This window comes from Steroidobacter cummioxidans, from assembly GCF_003104955.1.
The window spans coordinates 121,390-136,804 of sequence record NZ_LSRW01000018.1; the positions used below are offsets into that span (position 1 = coordinate 121,390).

The following is a 15,415-nucleotide window of genomic DNA, read 5'->3' on the forward strand; positions in this document are numbered from 1 at the left end:
AGCTTAGTAAGCTTCCGCGATCACTTTGGTACCTGACGCAAACACGACGCTGGTTCCGGCGACAGCACCTGTCTGACGAGACGCCGCCGCACTGGTCCACACTGGCGCACCAGTGGACAGTGAATAGATCGTATTGGTTCGCGGCGAATAAATCAGATCGGAAGTGACCGGCAGTATCGATCCAACATCCGGCAGCGAGGTAGTACTCAGCCTGTTGCCGTCCGTATCGAATACCGCGCTGTGCAAGAAGCTGGAAATGCCGGGACTCCTTTCGTTCTGATAGATCGAGGTCAGGAAACGTGTGTCGTCGATCCAGCCTCTGACGACGCCGGGCACGACAGATCTAAATCCCTGCCCTACCATCAGATGTGTCACCGTGTCGTCATCCTGGATACCAGTCGAGATGGCGGCAATCATGGCATTCGGTGAAATGAACAGCTCGGGCGAGTACAGGCTGCTACGAGGCAGGGTCTGCGGCAACATTGCAGGAGCTCCGTCCGTACCGGTCACCCAAAACATCGTGCTGTCGTTGCTCGCGACCGCCAACCCGAGCGCGACCCCCGACGCCGACAGGCTGATCTGCTCGGAATACTGGGAACCGGGCGAATAGGTGTAGTCGATCGAGCGTACAGTCGTGCCGGACGGCAGGCTGAAGACCTTCACTGAGCGATCTGCGGAATACTGAGCATCGGACGTATTCGCCAGCGCGGCAAGGACCGAGCCATCGCCGGACAATTCGAGATCCGAGCTGCTGAACGAGATCGTGCCTTGCTCCTCGAGCGTGGTCGAATCGAAGTACTTGATCACGCCGGAGGAGGTCGCAACGGCGAACCGGGCGGCACTTCCCGCAATACTTCTCGCAGCGCCGAGCGCGAGATATCGGAGCGTTGGATTGGAGCCGTCGGCCAGCACACCGGATCGGTTGCCAATGATCCAACGATCGGGCGCGGTCGCTGCAAACGCCTTCAGGTACGCGATCGGCAGATCCACATCGACGCCGGGAGACAAGCCGGCCGCCAGGTCGACAATGGTGACTTCCGGCTCGCCGTACCTCCATGTCGCCAGCGTGGTACCGGACACCTCGAATTGGCCCAAACTCCCCAAAGAATAGCTTGCCGATGGCGAGCCGCTGGAACCGACCGTATAAACATCCAGCGCGCCCGCCTGCCGAACCCAGAAGTGATCGCCGGTTCCGCCCAGATCATTGATGCTGGGAAGCACGGCAATGTCCTGTTGAGTTCCAGTCCGCGAATACGCCCGGACCGCCGTGCTGAGGTTGGACAGGAATCGCTCCCCGTCGCGGAACCATGAATGGAAATTTCCCTGGAACGCCAGGCTGGTGGTGGATACGCCCGTCGCGGGCACAACATACTCGATCACATTTGCGCCAGCGGCACCGCGCGCCACTCGCAACTCGGCGGGTGCCGCGAACACCACGGCCACTGAATAATCACCCGGCCGCGTTGCAAGCTCCTGCCCCGTGGGGCTCCATAACGTAAGCCCCTGTGCGGTACCTGCAGCCACATAGCCACCATCCTTCGCCAACGCCCACCAGTTCGCAGTGGTGCTGATAGTCGCCTTGATAGCTCCATCCAGGGCATCCCTGATCTCAAGCCCAGACGCCGTCCGGATGACCACGGTCTGCATCGCGAGATCCGCCCGATCCATTGGCTGGGCGCACGGCGCGGGCACACACGGATTGTCGCCGGACGCGAGCTGGTCGCCTGAAGCGAAGTCCCACAGCACCCAGTGCGCACTCGCATCGAGACTGAGCGCGCGCTGATCAGTCAGGCGCAACAAATTGAGGGAGTCGGCATGACCTAGCTCCAGCACGATGCCTTTAGCCACTGTGGTCGAGAACTGGAACGTAGACGTGCCGCCGACGTTTGCTGCGGTCACCACATAATTGCCGGCAGCCGCCACGGCTAGCGGAGTTCCGCTGATGACACCGGTCGTCGTGTTGAATGACAGCCCGACCGGTAACGCAGGAGCGATCGACCAACTCGTTGCAGGTCCGCCAGTGTTCGTTGGGGTAAGCGTGACAGGCACGCCGGTGGTCAACGCGAGCGTCGCATTACTATATTGAATGGCAGGGGGCGCCTCGTTCACCTGTATCGCAAGCGCCGCTGTGGCACTGCCACCCGCGTTCGTTGCGGTCACTGTGTAGATGGTGTTCGGCGTTGCCGCGCCGGGCGTGCCGGAGATCTGGCCCGTGGTAGAGTTGAGCTGCAACCCGGCGGGGAGCGCCGGAGTAACGCTGTATGAGGCCACACTGCCTGTCACGGTCGGACTCAGCGGCGACACGGGAGTACCCACGGTCAACACCTGCGGAGAAACGTAACTCAGCCCGGACGGAGGCGAGACTTGCGATGGCGGCGGACTGTCGCCCCCGGACCCTCCCCCTCCTCCGCACGCCACAAGCAACCAAGGCATCAGCAGTGCTGTCAGTAGTACGCGACCGCTCATATGCTCGGATCGTCCCAGTGAAGTTTGAGTTCTGTTGAATAGCCAGTTCGGCGCATCGCTGCGCTTGGAAGTATGCCACAGCGCGTGGTCAGCCTGCTTTTTCGTGGGAAGCATTATGAAACAAAAGGAATCAAAGCGCGCGAGAGCGAAGCAGCCGACGCTGAAAACCCGCAAGCCAATCGACGAACTGACCGCCAGCGACTTGAGCGAGTTCCCGATCTGGGAATATGCGAGCGATGAGGAGGAGGTAGAGGGTCAGGACGAAACATGGGTACGGCCGGTAGATGCGCAGGTCGTACGCAAAGGGCAGTGGTCGCTTACAGTTGCCGCCGAATTCCGCACACGAACAGGCACAACGTTTGCGGGCTTCATCGGAGTAACAACTGCCGACGGCGTCGAGATCGATGGCGCGGTGCTGCTGCCAGAAGCCAAATACGTTGTCGTGGACGTCGGCGGCGCGGCAAGCCGCAGAGCAACTGCCAAAACGCTGGGAATGTCGGCCCAAGAACTCTTCCCGCTGACGTACACGCTGCGCGTGCGTGTCGGTAGAGAAAGGGAGCTTCGTACCGGCCTCATCCAGTAGTACTGGGCCATACAGCGACTGAAGGCGACGTTGAAATCTGAGCCAGATGACATCGCGCTGAGGACGTGAAAAGCGCGCCACTTGAATCAGTTCTCAGTGCCGCAAGCCGCTTTCCAGGAGAATTCAGACCCGTCCGAATCCATGGACGATCGGCGAGCATGGGAGAGCTGCATGGCCGTTGCGGGAGACGTGTTTACCGTACGATTGCCCGGCGGGCATTTCGGCGCCATTCGCATCATCAAGCTGATGCACGGATACGTCAGCTCGAAGGCGACGTACCACCTCGTATACTGCTCGACCTATCTGGATCAAAACCGCCAACGATCGATGATCCGCGCCTGCGAGAGCCCGTCCGGCGGCATCGCTTCGCTTTCACCGGCGAGCCTGCGATGGAATGGATTCCGGGCAAGCCACCGAGCCAGTTCAAACTCCTCGGGAACATTCCTCCGCGCGCAGCGGAGCGCAAGAAGCAATGCGATACATTCGGCTTGTGGCACTGGAGCGTCGGCGGCGAGGCATTGAGAGAGTGGCGATGGATCCACGAGCGCAAGAAGCTCGAGGATGAGGCGCGCAAACGTGAAGAGACAGAGGAAAGGCTGCAGCGCAAGCGGCTGCTCTCACAGAAGCCGAAATACATGATGCGCGAGGCCCGATTCTGGTCGCTGATCGATGCGCTCGACTGGCGTCACACGGGGAGAGACGAGAAGGTGATCGAGCCCGTCGTGCGATCGTTGGCCAAGGCATCCGTGCGCGAGATCAAAGGTTTCGAGGAGCGCCTCGCATACAACCTGTTTCGACTCGACACGAAAGATCACGCGCGTCGTCTGACGAAGCGCGCGTCGGCAGATCCTTCCGCCGATGGATTTCTATATGCGAGATGCGGATGCGTCGCAAATGGCAGGCACTTCTACGATGAAGCGCGGAAGGAGCCAAAGCGCTTCCCGAAAGACGTCGAATTCGAATCTCTCCTCCGGATCGCGAGCGATGCCTACGAGCGCAAGACGGGTAGCGACTTCGACTACGAAACCGGATGCTCGTACGAAAGCTTCTCGAATATTCGTGCGTGGGCACCGCGCAAACGCAAATCCCGGCGGCAGTAGTCGGTCGATATCCGCGCAAGGGCGATCGGAGCCAGTCGGCCAGCACGAGCTCCATATATTTACTGTACTTTCCGATGGTCGCAAAAACGGGATAAGCTATCTCAGCAGTCTCGCGCGCGACCTTTGCTTGGTGAACATCGATCCGACCCCGAAGCCCTGACATTGCCCGCCTACGACCTCGGCACCATGAACGACCTCGAGCACTACTTCCTCAACAATCCGGGCCGACTCATCGACAAGTGGCAGCACTACTTCGAGATCTACGATCGGCATTTTTCCCGATACCGCGGCCAGCCGGTGAACGTCGTGGAGATCGGTGTTTACAAGGGCGGCTCCTTGCAGATGTGGAAGCACTATTTTGGCCCCAAGGCTCATATCTACGGTATCGACATCGATCCGAAGTGCCAGACGTTCGCCGAGCCGCAGATCGAGATACTGATCGGGAATCAGGAGGATCGCCAGTTCCTACGCTCGGTCAAGCAGCGCATCCCCACCATCGACATACTGATCGACGACGGCGGGCACACGATGCAGCAGCAGATCGTCACGTTCGAAGAGCTGTTTCCACACGTGGCGCCGGATGGTTTCTTTCTCTGCGAGGACCTGCATACGTCGTACTGGAAGGAATATGGCGGCGGTTACCGCAAGCCCGGCACCTTCATCGAGTACAGCAAGAATCTCATCGATCAGCTGAACGCATGGCACGCCCGCAAACCGGCCCGACAATGGCGACCACCGTTTCGGGAGCCGGAACTGTCACTCTCGGACTTCTCGAGGTCCACGCACTCTTTGCACTTCTACGATAGTGTGCTGGTGATCGAGAAGCAGCCCAGGGAGCGCCCGACGCACTCGAAGACGGGAAGAGAGGACTAGCCCGCGCGGTTCCGGGGCCGACCCGCCAGCGTATGTCGCCAAGTTCGAGCCGACCTCTCAACGATTCGAACCCTGTTAGCGCAGCGCTGGTCGCAGGGATGAAAGTGCCGTCAAGCGCTCCTGTACGTGCGCATCGTTGCACAACACGACGCAGCCGCGTTTTGCGCCGGTCTCCTCGGCAGCATGCAGCGATGGATAAAAACGATGCATGTCGGTGCGGCCCAGACGATCCAGATACTCGGCGTTGAGCGCCGCTCCCGGGCCGTAATCGTCGTACGCATAGGAATCACCCGGCACCGCGAAATCGTCAATCATGATCACCGCCTGCCGCCAGTTCGCGAAGATGGTCGTGATCTCCTGTGCGAGGGGCAGATCGGCGTTCCAATGGGCGTCGAGATAGAAAAACACGTTGTTCTTCGGCACCGTCGGATCTGCTGCGAGACTATTCAGGAAGGAGCGGCTGTCGCCCAATGTGAGATGCACCCGATCGCGCAATTCGCGAAACCGGTAGGCGGCGAAGAAGTGAAAGCGCGGCACGGCCTCGACCGAATAGATCGGTACTGGGAACTGCGCGAAGAACTCCGTGGTGGTACCGCGAAAGGTACCAGTCTCAACGATCGCAGTGGGAGAAAGCGTGGTCACTATATCGCGGCAGATGCGCAGTCGTCCGGCTTGTCCGTTCATTGGGCCGCCCCAACTCGCCCGCCGCCGAGGTTTGAGCTGGTATTCCAGGCGGCCGAATTTTTCCGGACCGACGGCACGCAGGACAACGGACTCGATCCACTTCGACAGCGCACTCATTCAGACATAGCTCCTGCAATCTGCGATGCATTTGTTGGCGAACCGACCGCTGCCGATCGCGCTCACGGCGAGATTGTACTTGCGACCGCGCCGTTGAGGATCAGCAATGATATGACGCATGCTCTTTGACGCGAAAGAGCAGACCAACTCGGCAGGACGACGGACCACTGAGGGTCAAGCGGTCGAGTCACGAACGCTCACCGCCCTGGCTGACCCACTCGCGTTTTGACAGGCGCGCTGTTCGGATCGAACTGCTCGTCGAGCCTTTGCGAGGCGTTTGAAGGGCAGTCGAATTTCGTAGTCGCCGCAAGCGGGCTAGGGATCCTGCCGAGGATTGTAGATGTCGACAGATTCCAGTGCCGGCAGTATGAACGCGGTGGAGGTCCGCCCACCCAACAGATAAATCGAGTCGCCGACGATGGTGGCCGTGCCGCTCTCGTGCATTGGGCATGTCGGTCTTGCGGGTCCAGCGATCGGTCACGGGGTCGTAGCTCTCCGCGCTGGTGACGGCGAAGTTGGCCGGCGTCCCGGTCTCGCCGCCGAACACATATAGCTTGCCGTGCCACTCCGTGGCTGAGTGACTGACTCGACCTGCTTGCATGGAGGCAAGCTGACGCCAGCTATCCGTGTAGTGATCATATAAATACGCCGCGCTACTGTATCCGTCGCTGAAGCCACCAACGACATACAGCCACCCGCCAACGTTCGCGGCCATCGGAGTGTGGCGACCGACTGGCAGTGGTGCCTTGGCGGTCCACGCACCGGTAGCTGGATCGAACTCTTCGACGGTGTTCATCGTGTTCGACAAGGTGCTGTTGCGCCCCCCGATCGCATAGATCTTGCCGTTCACCACCGCCGCTGCCAGGTCGGAGCGAGGCGTGGGCATTGCCGGCTGTGTAGACCACGTGTCGGTTGCAGGGTCATAGACATCGACATTTCCCATGGCGAGGCCCCATTCATCGGGAATGCCCCCCATGACATAGATCTTGCCGCCCACGGTGGCGCAGGCGTGTGAGATGTACCGTGGCACCGGCATGCTCGCCTTCGTGGTCCAGGTCTGGGTGGCGATATCGAATTCTTCGGTCAATGTTGCGTGATCGACGCCGCCGAACGTGTAGATCTTGGCATTGGCCGCGCAGGCAGCCAGGCCCCAACGAGGATGCGGCAACGGAACGCCGCTTTCCCAGGCGTCGGGCTGCACCAAGACTACTATTGAGTCGGACGCGATCGCGCCGTCATCGTCAGTCACGGTCATCATGAACTCGAGCGTGGTTTCGCTCGTGACACTCGGAGCCAGGAAATATGACGAGGCGCTGTCGCTGCCGTTCAGTATCACGCTGGGACCGCGGAGTTGCGACCAGCGAACACTCGCGATGCGGCCATCGGGGTCGGTGGCGCTTCCCGACAATGTCACTGTCGCGTTCTTGTCAACGACGCGGTCGGCGCCGGCGTTGGCCGTCGGCGGGAGATTGGCAGGTGCCGGGGCAGGACTCGATCCGCCGCCACAGGCGACGAGCACGGAACAAACGAGGATGGAGGCTATGTTACGAGAGCGCGGGATATAACTGAGCATTCTTCTACTTCGCCATGCCGTGCGCGGGTCTACAGTAAGGTTGCTGGCTATTATCAGGCACGGTGGCTCAGAGCGGAACTCTGTTTACAGAATCCAGCGCATTCTTTCGGCCGCTCGCCTCGATCCGCGACCTCAAGCGCGTCGCCAGTAAACCAAACCACAGTGGCTTCGCTGGGAAAACCCCGCGTATCCCAGCAATCAGATCGTCACTCTGCTCTCTCAGAAATGCCGGGAATCGAGCCGACGCGCCCAAAGCCGCTTTACGAGCGGGTCCAGTGACGATCAGTTCGCATTCAGCCCGTGCATTCGGGTCACCAAAACATCCTTCCAGTGGGATTCACGGCGCCTTATATCCGGAACGCTCGTACGCATGTCGTCGATTTCGAGAACCGAGAAGTACAACTCCGCAGTGTTGTTTCTCCTGGTTAGCAGGGCCTTTAGCTTTGCGTTTTCTGCATGACCTGTCCTGGCATAGTCGCTCCAGCGCTGCCAGAGCCCGCCTTCCCCGGTCGCGGAACCGACGTAGAACTTCCCCGAGTCGGCATCCGTGATCAAATAGACCGCGGCAACGCTTGATAACGCAGCTTTCCACGCTTGATCCTGCTCTCGAACGATCAGATCGAGTTCGGCTTTCGAAATGTGAACCGCCTTGAACCCCGGGAAATTTGGCACAGTCATGCGCTGCGCCAACAGCTCGGCGATCAGCATGTGATCGGCCCAATTGTCCGCCTTCAGGTACGACTGCCGACCAGGCCGTTCAAAGCGAACGACGAGCCGGCCATCGAGTGGCCTGCAATCAACCCTCTCATCCAGCTGATATCTGAATCCACCAGTATCTGCACGACAATCGCGTGAGTTGTACGCTCCTGCAAACAGCCACAGATGTGGTTGCGGCATTTGAATCAGCGATACAACGAATTCCCTACCGAAGTTCTGCCTGCTCTGCCAGGACTGCCATTCCTGGAACCGCTTGGAGCTCTCTCGGTAGATAAAGAATGGGTTCTCGCCCCGCTCGTTTGGCGACGCCAGATGGACCTTCGCTCTTCTCGGCTCTAGTGTTGGATCAAGCGATGCGATCAGACTCCATGCTTTCATTTGCATTTTCACCTCCCCTGCCCACGACTTCAGCGCTGGTTCCTTAGAGAACGGATCAGCCGATAGGCGGAGCCAAATGGCCACCCTGTTACTTCAGGAATCTCATGTCGGACGCGCAAGGCGCCATCGATCATGCACGCCGTGCGTTGGATCTGAACTGCGACGACGCGCCCTCCCGAGAGATTCTCGGATTGGCGAACTACGTGCAATGGGCGAAGAGCAGCGGGACAGCGAGCACCGACGCCCTGAATCAAGCACGCATCTTCCTGCCCGCCGGCGCGATGACACTCTATCTCCTGGCGGGAAGTGAGCACACCGCAGTAGCGGCGGAGCAGCTGATCAAGGCCGGCGAGCGCATCGACAATCTGGACGACGATAAGATGACGGCGCTGGGCCATGCACTTCAGAACAACAAGCTCGATGCAGCCGAACGACTGGTTCGCCTGGGTGCTCGCCCTGAAATATTGGTGAGTTACGCTGAGATTCCTGCCGCGCTATTACCGGTGATGGAGGGTAACCTTGACGCCATCCGCCTCATGCAACGCCTGGGCGTCGATTACTCAAAACTAAAGTACCAGGGTGTGTCGGCGATCGATTACGCAAAGCAGACCAATGACAACGAACTGCTGAAAGCGTTACAGCCGAAAGAGCTGGCGCTTTGAGGCACCCACGGCGGAAGTATCTCCGCCGTGGACACTCACGGTATGAGTCAGTCGAGAAACCTCCGTCGGATTGGCAGCGAAACGAACGATCTCAGCCCGCACGATCCTCCCCATACGCCACGCCGTGCAACGACATGGATACGCCGTCCCTTATCTGGACCGCCTTTGTTCGTGGGCGTGGTTCACAAGCGGCGCAACCATAGATCTGCCGCTTGCAGATTTCGCCAAGGAAGTCAGCAACGGTCATCCGTTCTGGGCACAGCACGGCGGCGGCTGGCGTAACAAATCGAACTTCACAGCGGCCGGGTTTCTTGCCGTGGACGTCGACGCGCACTTAGGGCGGGCGCACCGATCGACTTCGGCACGAGCCAGCCCGCGCGAGCCGCCGAACACCAGGCCGCATCGCCCGCCCTGGAGCCGTTGCTTCATCAAGATTCAGCTTAAGTCCGCCACTCCTTCGACTTCGCAGACACGGACGTGTTGGCACGCGCAGTAAGCCCAGCAAATCCTGCCATTCAATGGCTACTTTTCGGACTTGCCGATTATATTTTTGAGACGCCATTTCGTGCCTTGATCTCCGGCCGCCGACCCAATACTGTACATCCACACAGTACGCGTCACTGTTCAATTCGACGGGATCAAGCACCGTCACACTCATCAGAAATTTTTCACGGAGGACTCTCAAGGTGAAAAGCATCGTTACGAAACATTGGTATCTGCCGGTCAGCAATGGCCGCAGATACTCCGAAGGATTGCCGGGAGGCGGCAACAACGTGGGAGAGGTCGGATCCTTTGCAAATCTGGATCTATCGACGCATCCCGTTTATTCCATCGACATGGCACTGAACGACTATCAAGTATTCGCGTCGGTGCCTGCACCCGACTCGGGCACCAGTACACACAATGCAACCGGCTGGCCGCTCGGAGGCGGTGCGTTCTCGCGCATGACACCGCCGATCGTCGACAATCTGGGCCGAGGCATCGAGCTTCCCGATCTTTGGCGTAATGCGACGCTCGCCATTCAAGAGCTCAACCTGCGCTGGGAATGGCGCGGCAGCGATAACCTCGCGTCATTCACGGATAGCACTGGACCAAAATTGTTGATCGCGCACGCGCCAGTGGCATTGAGCGTGCCGACTGGCGACAACCATGTTCGGCCCATGCTCTACCTTACAGAATCGCTCAGTAACGCCGATCCAGCAATGTATGGTCGCGCCAATACATTGGCGATGGCCCCCGCAATGGGCACCGTCGCCGGCTATGGCGATGAGGTGTACGCGGAGACCATGCCACCGTTGTCGACTTATATCTCCAGCTACTTGCAGTGGTACTTCACCAGCGCCGGTGACACTGGAACGTTTGGCGGCCGACCGCTCATCGAATGCAACGAGGCTGTGACATTTGAAATGCGTTTGATCTCCAAGTCCACGACCGCCTACCCGCGGGGCTTGATTGCGTATCGTCTGTATCGTGAGAACGGCGAAACCTACGAGCAAGGTATTCCGTGGGACCTGGATTCAAACGTGCCACTCGGACACTACATCCAAGAAATCCAGCAATTCGGCTGTGGCTATTGGAATCAAGCGCCCGGCGGTTCGCACTACATGGACGTTGGCGGCTACATCACGGTCGCCCGTGATTTCGGCGGCTGGCTTGGTCGGAGGTCTTTCTAATGGTTACTCAAATTGCAGCGTCTTCCGATTCGGGAGATTCGAATGTGGCCGGCACGACGCACACCGTGCCCTCAGGCTCGGACCTGGTGTCGTATTTGTTCTTTTTCAGAAACGGCGCGAGGCCCATCAGCTCGGTGAATAGCTTCGGCGGTGTGACGCCGGTGCGCATCGATGATGACACTTATCCGGAGATCGCCGTTTACCGCGCGCTCAATCCAACGCCCGGCGCGACGGCGGCAACAGCCAATCTCAGCAGCTCGACTATGTGGAGCGCGCATGTGATCACGCTTTCAGGTGTGGATCAGAGCGCTCCGGAAGGCACGCTGGTTTATGACACGAACGCGGAAGAGGCCTGGGTTCGGGCGACTGTCGCGTCGGCTGTGGATGATCTGTGCATCGCGTTCGGTCTGGTGGTGTCGCAAGACATTGCCGCCTCGTATGGCTCAACCCTCTCCACGGAAGAAGAGGCCATTGAAGGTGGTTACGTCAGCACGGCGGTGGCTTTTGAAGCAGGCGCGGCGTCCGTCGAGTTGGGCTTCAGCACGTCTGCATCGTTTGGTGACAACCGCATCATTGCAGTGCCGGTGCGCAAGGTTCCGCCTCTGGTGCCCGTGATAAGCAATGTGAATGACACCAATGCGCTGAGCTCCACTCAGGTGGGCAATGTGATCAACGGTACATTGCTCGCGGGCGCGACGGTTCAGATCACTCAAGGCACGACCACGGTGAGCCAGAGCGTCACCGCGACGGCGCCTTCGAGCGCATCGTTCACGACGGTGTTCGATGCTCCTCACTTGCGTTACGGCGCGGCGACGCTTCGCGCCATCAACGCGGCGGGGCCGTCTGAGCCTGTGTCGGTCAACATCACTCCGCCCACGGGTCGCAGCTTCGTGAATTTGACGTCGCTGCACTCTCAGGCGAACGGGCGCATCACTGCGATCCCCGACCTCGCCGTGGGCGATCAGTTGGAGATCAGCAATGTGGTCGGTGGCACGATCGCGGATGTCACGGTCAACAGCAATGGCACCTTCAATGTGGACGATGCAGTAACGGCATTCACTGTACGTGCCTGGTCGGCCAACGACAGCATGTGGGGTCCGTACGCTGTTCAGCAGGTATCGAACGCGTAGCAATCGCTCGATCTCATAGGCACACAAGGAGCATTGGTCCCAGCCGATCCGGGCTGGGACCTACTGCCCCGAAACCAGCTCATTTCTCTGGCCCAGCCGTTCTCGCAGCTCCGATGGGAGGACGAGCATGCGGGCTCTTGCTACGGCCGCCCCTGGACACTAGCCCGACGCCCGCGGGTGCTTGCATAGCTTGCACTTGGCATCTCCAGCGCTAGCATTGCTATTACACTGTAGTTGTAGAGAGTGATAGCACAACCGCAGTGCCGAGCAGGAGCACCGCGAGCTGGGGGCGGCTCTGGCTTTCGATCGCCCGTCTTTTGCGGAGAGATCTCCGGCGCCGCGAATCAGAGCACCGCTGAGTTCATCCCAGTCGAACTCCTGTAGACGACCAATCGTCCCCACCATCCCGACGACTGATCGCCTCAACCATCGTCACCGTGGTTGTCACATCAGATATCCAACGTGACTCCGCATCCGCCAATCCCACAATACCCATTCGGATTCTTCGCCAGATACTGCTGGTGAGAGTCGATCGCTGGATGAATTCGCATGCGTAACCCAATCAGTTACGTCGTTGCCAACACCAAACCGGTAGAGGAACGGTAGACGCCGAGAGGTTCCACGATGGAATCCAATCGGGCAAACGTGACTACACCAACTCAGGCTTTCTTCCCACAACGTTATCTACCGCATCCAAAATTGGTTCCAAGGAAGCAATGAGTTCCAGGAACAATCGATAAGGCTCCCATTCTGGATTCTCATTTAGCTGAAATGCATCGCAGAAGAGCGCATGAATCGGAAAGTAAGCCCGAAGCCAGATTTGTAAACCGCCGAAGATGGCTCGAACATCGGTGTCAAGGAGTACTACGTCGGAATCCGCTTTGCCGGTTCGATTGGCGTGCATAAGGGATGTCATGTGTCCGTGCACACCATAGCGAGAGCAAAGCTTGTAGAGATCGAAAGAAATTTTCCCGGAAGGATTGGATAGATCAAACTTGAACTTCTTTCGGTACTTACTCGCGATATCGACGCTCTCCTCCCTGCTCATCCACAACTCTAGAAGCTGCTCATCCTTGCCGATCACGTAAAAGTCTCTGGCCAATTCGATAGCCATTCTGAGGAGGGCAAAAGCGGAGTCCAGCTCTCGGGCAAGTATGTGCGTGAGAGACTGCCTGTGATAATCACAAGCTACCTGCCACATCAAGGCGGCGTACGTCGTCACCATACTCTTCGACTTGTGCTCAGATACAACTCCAAACGCCAACGCGTGCGCCACCAGCAGCGACGCATCAATCACCTGCGTAAGATCAGCATGCTCCCTGAGAAACTCCATTGTTTCCCTGTGGCGTTCTTCCAGAAGCTTCGGAAATCGAGGCGCTCCACTATGTTCATCCATGCGTTAGTACCTTTTCTGCGTCATCGCCGGAGGCCCTCAATCATCTCTGCAGTATCAGACTGCATCTTCAATGATGCAGCTAGCGCATCAGTCCACGAATCTCCATGCCTTACACCTCAGTCGACTTCCAGTCGACGACTCATCGAATCCACCATCTCGGTCCCGGTCGATCTCTACTCAACCATCCCGCTGACTGACTATATATCGAGCGTGACTCCGCAACCTCCAATGCCGCAATATCCGTTCGGATTCTTCGCCAGATACTGCTGGTGATAATCCTCCGCATAATAGAACTCCGGCGCCTCCAGGACCTCGGTCGTGATCTTCCCGTGACCCGCCTTCGTCAAGCGCTCCTGATACGCAGCCTGACTCTTCTCGGCCGCCGCCTTCTGCTCGGCGTCGTACACATAAATTCCGGAACGGTACTGCGTGCCGACGTCATTCCCCTGTCGCATGCCCTGGGTCGGGTCATGTGACTCCCAGAACGTCTTTAGCAATGTTTCATAGCTGAGCTTGCTCGGGTCGTAGACGACGCGAACGACTTCATTGTGGGCCGTGTAGCCGGAGCAGACTTCTTCATAAGTCGGGTTCGGCGTGACGCCGGCGGCGTAGCCGACGGAGGTGCTGTAGACACCAGGGAGCTGCCAGAACTTGCGCTCGGCGCCCCAGAAGCAGCCCAGGCCGAACAGCGCCAGCTTCGTGCCGGCCGGGAATGGCGGGACAATGCGGTTGCCATTCACGAAGTGCTTTTCGGGGACGTGCAGCGCAGTGGCACGGCCGGGCAGGATGTCGGAGGCGTCTGGCAGGACGGCTTTTTTACGGAACGAGTACATACGCACCTCGGGGCAGCGGAATAGCGCTATGTTGCATGGGTTTTGGGGAGCGGTATAGATGCGGCCCGGGGGGACCAAAACAAGCCGTTGTCGGCTCGAGCCGCGCTCGTTCGTCTTGATCTCTAGAACCCCACTGTCGAGGCTGACCGATGACCCGCAAAGGCCTTTCAAAACCGCAACTCGACCGCATGCATGAGGTGCTTTCGGGGCACATTCAGCGGGGCGAGATGGCAGGAATGGTGGCGCTGGTAGGCCGCCATGACGACGTTCATGTGGAAGTGCTGGGCAACCTGCACGCGGGCGGCGACGGACCCATGACGCGCGACGCGATTTTCAGAGTCGCATCGATTACCAAGCCAGTGGTGGCGGTAGCCGCCATGATCCTGATCGAAGAATGCCAGCTGCGCCTCGACGATGCGATCGATCCGTGGCTGCCGGAGCTGGCGAACCGGCGCGTGCTGAAGTCGATCGCATCTGAATTGGATGACACCGTGCCCGCCCATCGATCGATCACGGTTCGCGATCTGCTGACGTATCGGATGGGTTTCGGCAGTGTCATGGCCATGCCGGACACGTATCCGATTCAGAAATACATTCGCGAGTATCGGCTCGGTGGCGACGGTCCGCCGTCCCCATCGAAAGCACCAACAACGGCTGAGTGGATTCAGCACCTGGGCTCGTTGCCATTAATGGCCCAGCCGGGCGAGAAATGGCTGTACAACCACAGCGGCGACGTGCTCGGCATATTGATCGAACGCGTCACTGGAAAATCGTTGGGCACGTTCCTGCGCGAGCGCATCTTCGAGCCGCTCGGCATGAAAGACACGGCGTTCAACGTGCCCGCGAGCCAGTTCTATCGCATGCCGACCAGCTACTCATTTAATCACGCTACAAACAAGCTGGAGGTCTACGATCCTGCGGGACGCGACAGTTCGTGGGCGCTGCCGCCACCATTCGAGTCCGGCGCCGGCGGGCTGGTCTCGACCGTCGACGACTACTTTGCCTTCTTACGCATGATGCTCAACAAAGGTCGGCTTGGTCCCAAGCAGATCCTCTCGCGCGCCAACGTCGAGATGATGACTTCGGATCAGCTCACGCCGCAGCAAACGCGAAGGCGCAGAGTTTTCTTTTCTNTTCGGCACACACTCGAGCTGGGGGCTCGGCCTGGGCGTGTGCATTCATCGTGGGGAGGTCTATCAAACACCTGTCTCTTATACACATCTCCGAGCC

The 15,415-nt window shown here is 59.0% G+C and carries 13 protein-coding genes and 1 pseudogene; 7 read left to right on the forward strand and 7 right to left on the reverse strand.

Going from position 1 to position 15,415, the window contains the following annotated elements; all coding sequences use genetic code 11:
* Positions 1-3 precede the first annotated feature (3 nt).
* Positions 4-2,580, reverse strand: a complete 2,577-nt coding sequence (locus D0550_RS11990) for an Ig domain-containing protein (protein WP_116809423.1) — start codon at positions 2,578-2,580, stop codon at positions 4-6.
* A 1-nt stretch (position 2,581) separates the two neighbouring features.
* Between D0550_RS11990 and D0550_RS11995 the strand changes: the two genes are divergently transcribed.
* The 3 genes from D0550_RS11995 (at position 2,582) to D0550_RS12005 (ending at position 5,022) form a co-directional block, all read left to right on the forward strand.
* Positions 2,582-3,049, forward strand: a complete 468-nt coding sequence (locus tag D0550_RS11995; RefSeq protein WP_116809424.1) for a hypothetical protein — start codon at positions 2,582-2,584, stop codon at positions 3,047-3,049.
* Positions 3,050-3,438: 389 nt separating this feature from the next.
* A complete protein-coding gene (locus D0550_RS12000) occupies positions 3,439-4,149 on the forward strand; it encodes a DUF4240 domain-containing protein (RefSeq protein WP_161965784.1) in 711 nt (236 codons plus the stop codon).
* 186 nt (positions 4,150-4,335) lie between these two features.
* The gene (locus tag D0550_RS12005; protein WP_116809445.1) at positions 4,336-5,022 is read left to right on the forward strand and encodes a class I SAM-dependent methyltransferase; all 687 of its coding nucleotides are present in this window, start codon (positions 4,336-4,338) and stop codon (positions 5,020-5,022) included.
* Between the two features lie 75 nt (positions 5,023-5,097).
* Here the strand turns inward: D0550_RS12005 and D0550_RS12010 are convergent, their stop codons facing one another.
* From D0550_RS12010 to D0550_RS12020, 3 genes are all read right to left on the reverse strand, one after another.
* A complete protein-coding gene (locus D0550_RS12010) occupies positions 5,098-5,823 on the reverse strand; it encodes a class I SAM-dependent methyltransferase (protein WP_116809426.1) in 726 nt (241 codons plus the stop codon).
* A gap of 187 nt (positions 5,824-6,010) precedes the next feature.
* Complete coding sequence (locus D0550_RS12015) at positions 6,011-7,396, reverse strand: Kelch repeat-containing protein (RefSeq protein ID WP_116809427.1); 1,386 nt, start codon at positions 7,394-7,396, stop codon at positions 6,011-6,013.
* Positions 7,397-7,678: 282 nt separating this feature from the next.
* The gene (locus D0550_RS12020) at positions 7,679-8,497 is read right to left on the reverse strand and encodes a GIY-YIG nuclease family protein (RefSeq protein ID WP_153067131.1); all 819 of its coding nucleotides are present in this window, start codon (positions 8,495-8,497) and stop codon (positions 7,679-7,681) included.
* A 98-nt stretch (positions 8,498-8,595) separates the two neighbouring features.
* On the opposite strand from D0550_RS12020, the gene D0550_RS12025 reads away from it, so the two are divergent.
* From D0550_RS12025 to D0550_RS12035, 3 genes are all read left to right on the forward strand, one after another.
* On the forward strand, positions 8,596-9,153 hold the full coding sequence (locus D0550_RS12025; protein ID WP_116809429.1) for an ankyrin repeat domain-containing protein: 558 nt from the start codon (positions 8,596-8,598) through the stop codon (positions 9,151-9,153).
* 686 nt (positions 9,154-9,839) lie between these two features.
* Complete coding sequence (locus tag D0550_RS12030; protein WP_116809430.1) at positions 9,840-10,826, forward strand: hypothetical protein; 987 nt, start codon at positions 9,840-9,842, stop codon at positions 10,824-10,826.
* A complete protein-coding gene (locus tag D0550_RS12035) occupies positions 10,826-11,956 on the forward strand; it encodes a hypothetical protein (protein ID WP_116809431.1) in 1,131 nt (376 codons plus the stop codon). Before D0550_RS12030 ends, D0550_RS12035 begins: the two co-directional genes overlap by 1 nt.
* A gap of 449 nt (positions 11,957-12,405) precedes the next feature.
* Here the strand turns inward: D0550_RS12035 and D0550_RS36820 are convergent.
* From D0550_RS36820 to msrA, 3 genes and pseudogenes are all read right to left on the reverse strand, one after another.
* A pseudogene (locus D0550_RS36820) lies at positions 12,406-12,492 on the reverse strand (peptide-methionine (S)-S-oxide reductase MsrA); the annotation flags it as partial.
* A gap of 113 nt (positions 12,493-12,605) precedes the next feature.
* Complete coding sequence (locus tag D0550_RS12045; protein WP_153067132.1) at positions 12,606-13,352, reverse strand: hypothetical protein; 747 nt, start codon at positions 13,350-13,352, stop codon at positions 12,606-12,608.
* A 197-nt stretch (positions 13,353-13,549) separates the two neighbouring features.
* Complete coding sequence (gene msrA, locus D0550_RS12050; protein ID WP_206606222.1) at positions 13,550-14,185, reverse strand: peptide-methionine (S)-S-oxide reductase MsrA; 636 nt, start codon at positions 14,183-14,185, stop codon at positions 13,550-13,552.
* A gap of 236 nt (positions 14,186-14,421) precedes the next feature.
* On the opposite strand from msrA, the gene D0550_RS12055 reads away from it, so the two are divergent.
* On the forward strand, positions 14,422-15,415 hold a 994-nt coding region (locus tag D0550_RS12055), incomplete at its 3' end, for a serine hydrolase domain-containing protein (protein ID WP_422664258.1).

Bases quoted from the DNA above. Each gene is read 5' to 3' on its own strand.
- D0550_RS11990 (WP_116809423.1), bottom strand. From the start codon at position 2,580: ATGCTTCCCACGAAAAAGCAGGCTGACCACGCGCTGTGGCATACTTCC.
- D0550_RS11995 (WP_116809424.1), top strand. From the start codon at position 2,582: ATGAAACAAAAGGAATCAAAGCGCGCGAGAGCGAAGCAGCCGACGCTG.
- D0550_RS12000 (WP_161965784.1), top strand. From the start codon at position 3,439: ATGGAATGGATTCCGGGCAAGCCACCGAGCCAGTTCAAACTCCTCGGG.
- D0550_RS12005 (WP_116809445.1), top strand. From the start codon at position 4,336: ATGAACGACCTCGAGCACTACTTCCTCAACAATCCGGGCCGACTCATC.
- D0550_RS12010 (WP_116809426.1), bottom strand. From the start codon at position 5,823: ATGAGTGCGCTGTCGAAGTGGATCGAGTCCGTTGTCCTGCGTGCCGTC.
- D0550_RS12015 (WP_116809427.1), bottom strand. From the start codon at position 7,396: ATGCTCAGTTATATCCCGCGCTCTCGTAACATAGCCTCCATCCTCGTT.
- D0550_RS12020 (WP_153067131.1), bottom strand. From the start codon at position 8,497: ATGCAAATGAAAGCATGGAGTCTGATCGCATCGCTTGATCCAACACTA.
- D0550_RS12025 (WP_116809429.1), top strand. From the start codon at position 8,596: ATGTCGGACGCGCAAGGCGCCATCGATCATGCACGCCGTGCGTTGGAT.
- D0550_RS12035 (WP_116809431.1), top strand. From the start codon at position 10,826: ATGGTTACTCAAATTGCAGCGTCTTCCGATTCGGGAGATTCGAATGTG.
- D0550_RS12045 (WP_153067132.1), bottom strand. From the start codon at position 13,352: ATGGATGAACATAGTGGAGCGCCTCGATTTCCGAAGCTTCTGGAAGAA.
- msrA (WP_206606222.1), bottom strand. From the start codon at position 14,185: ATGTACTCGTTCCGTAAAAAAGCCGTCCTGCCAGACGCCTCCGACATC.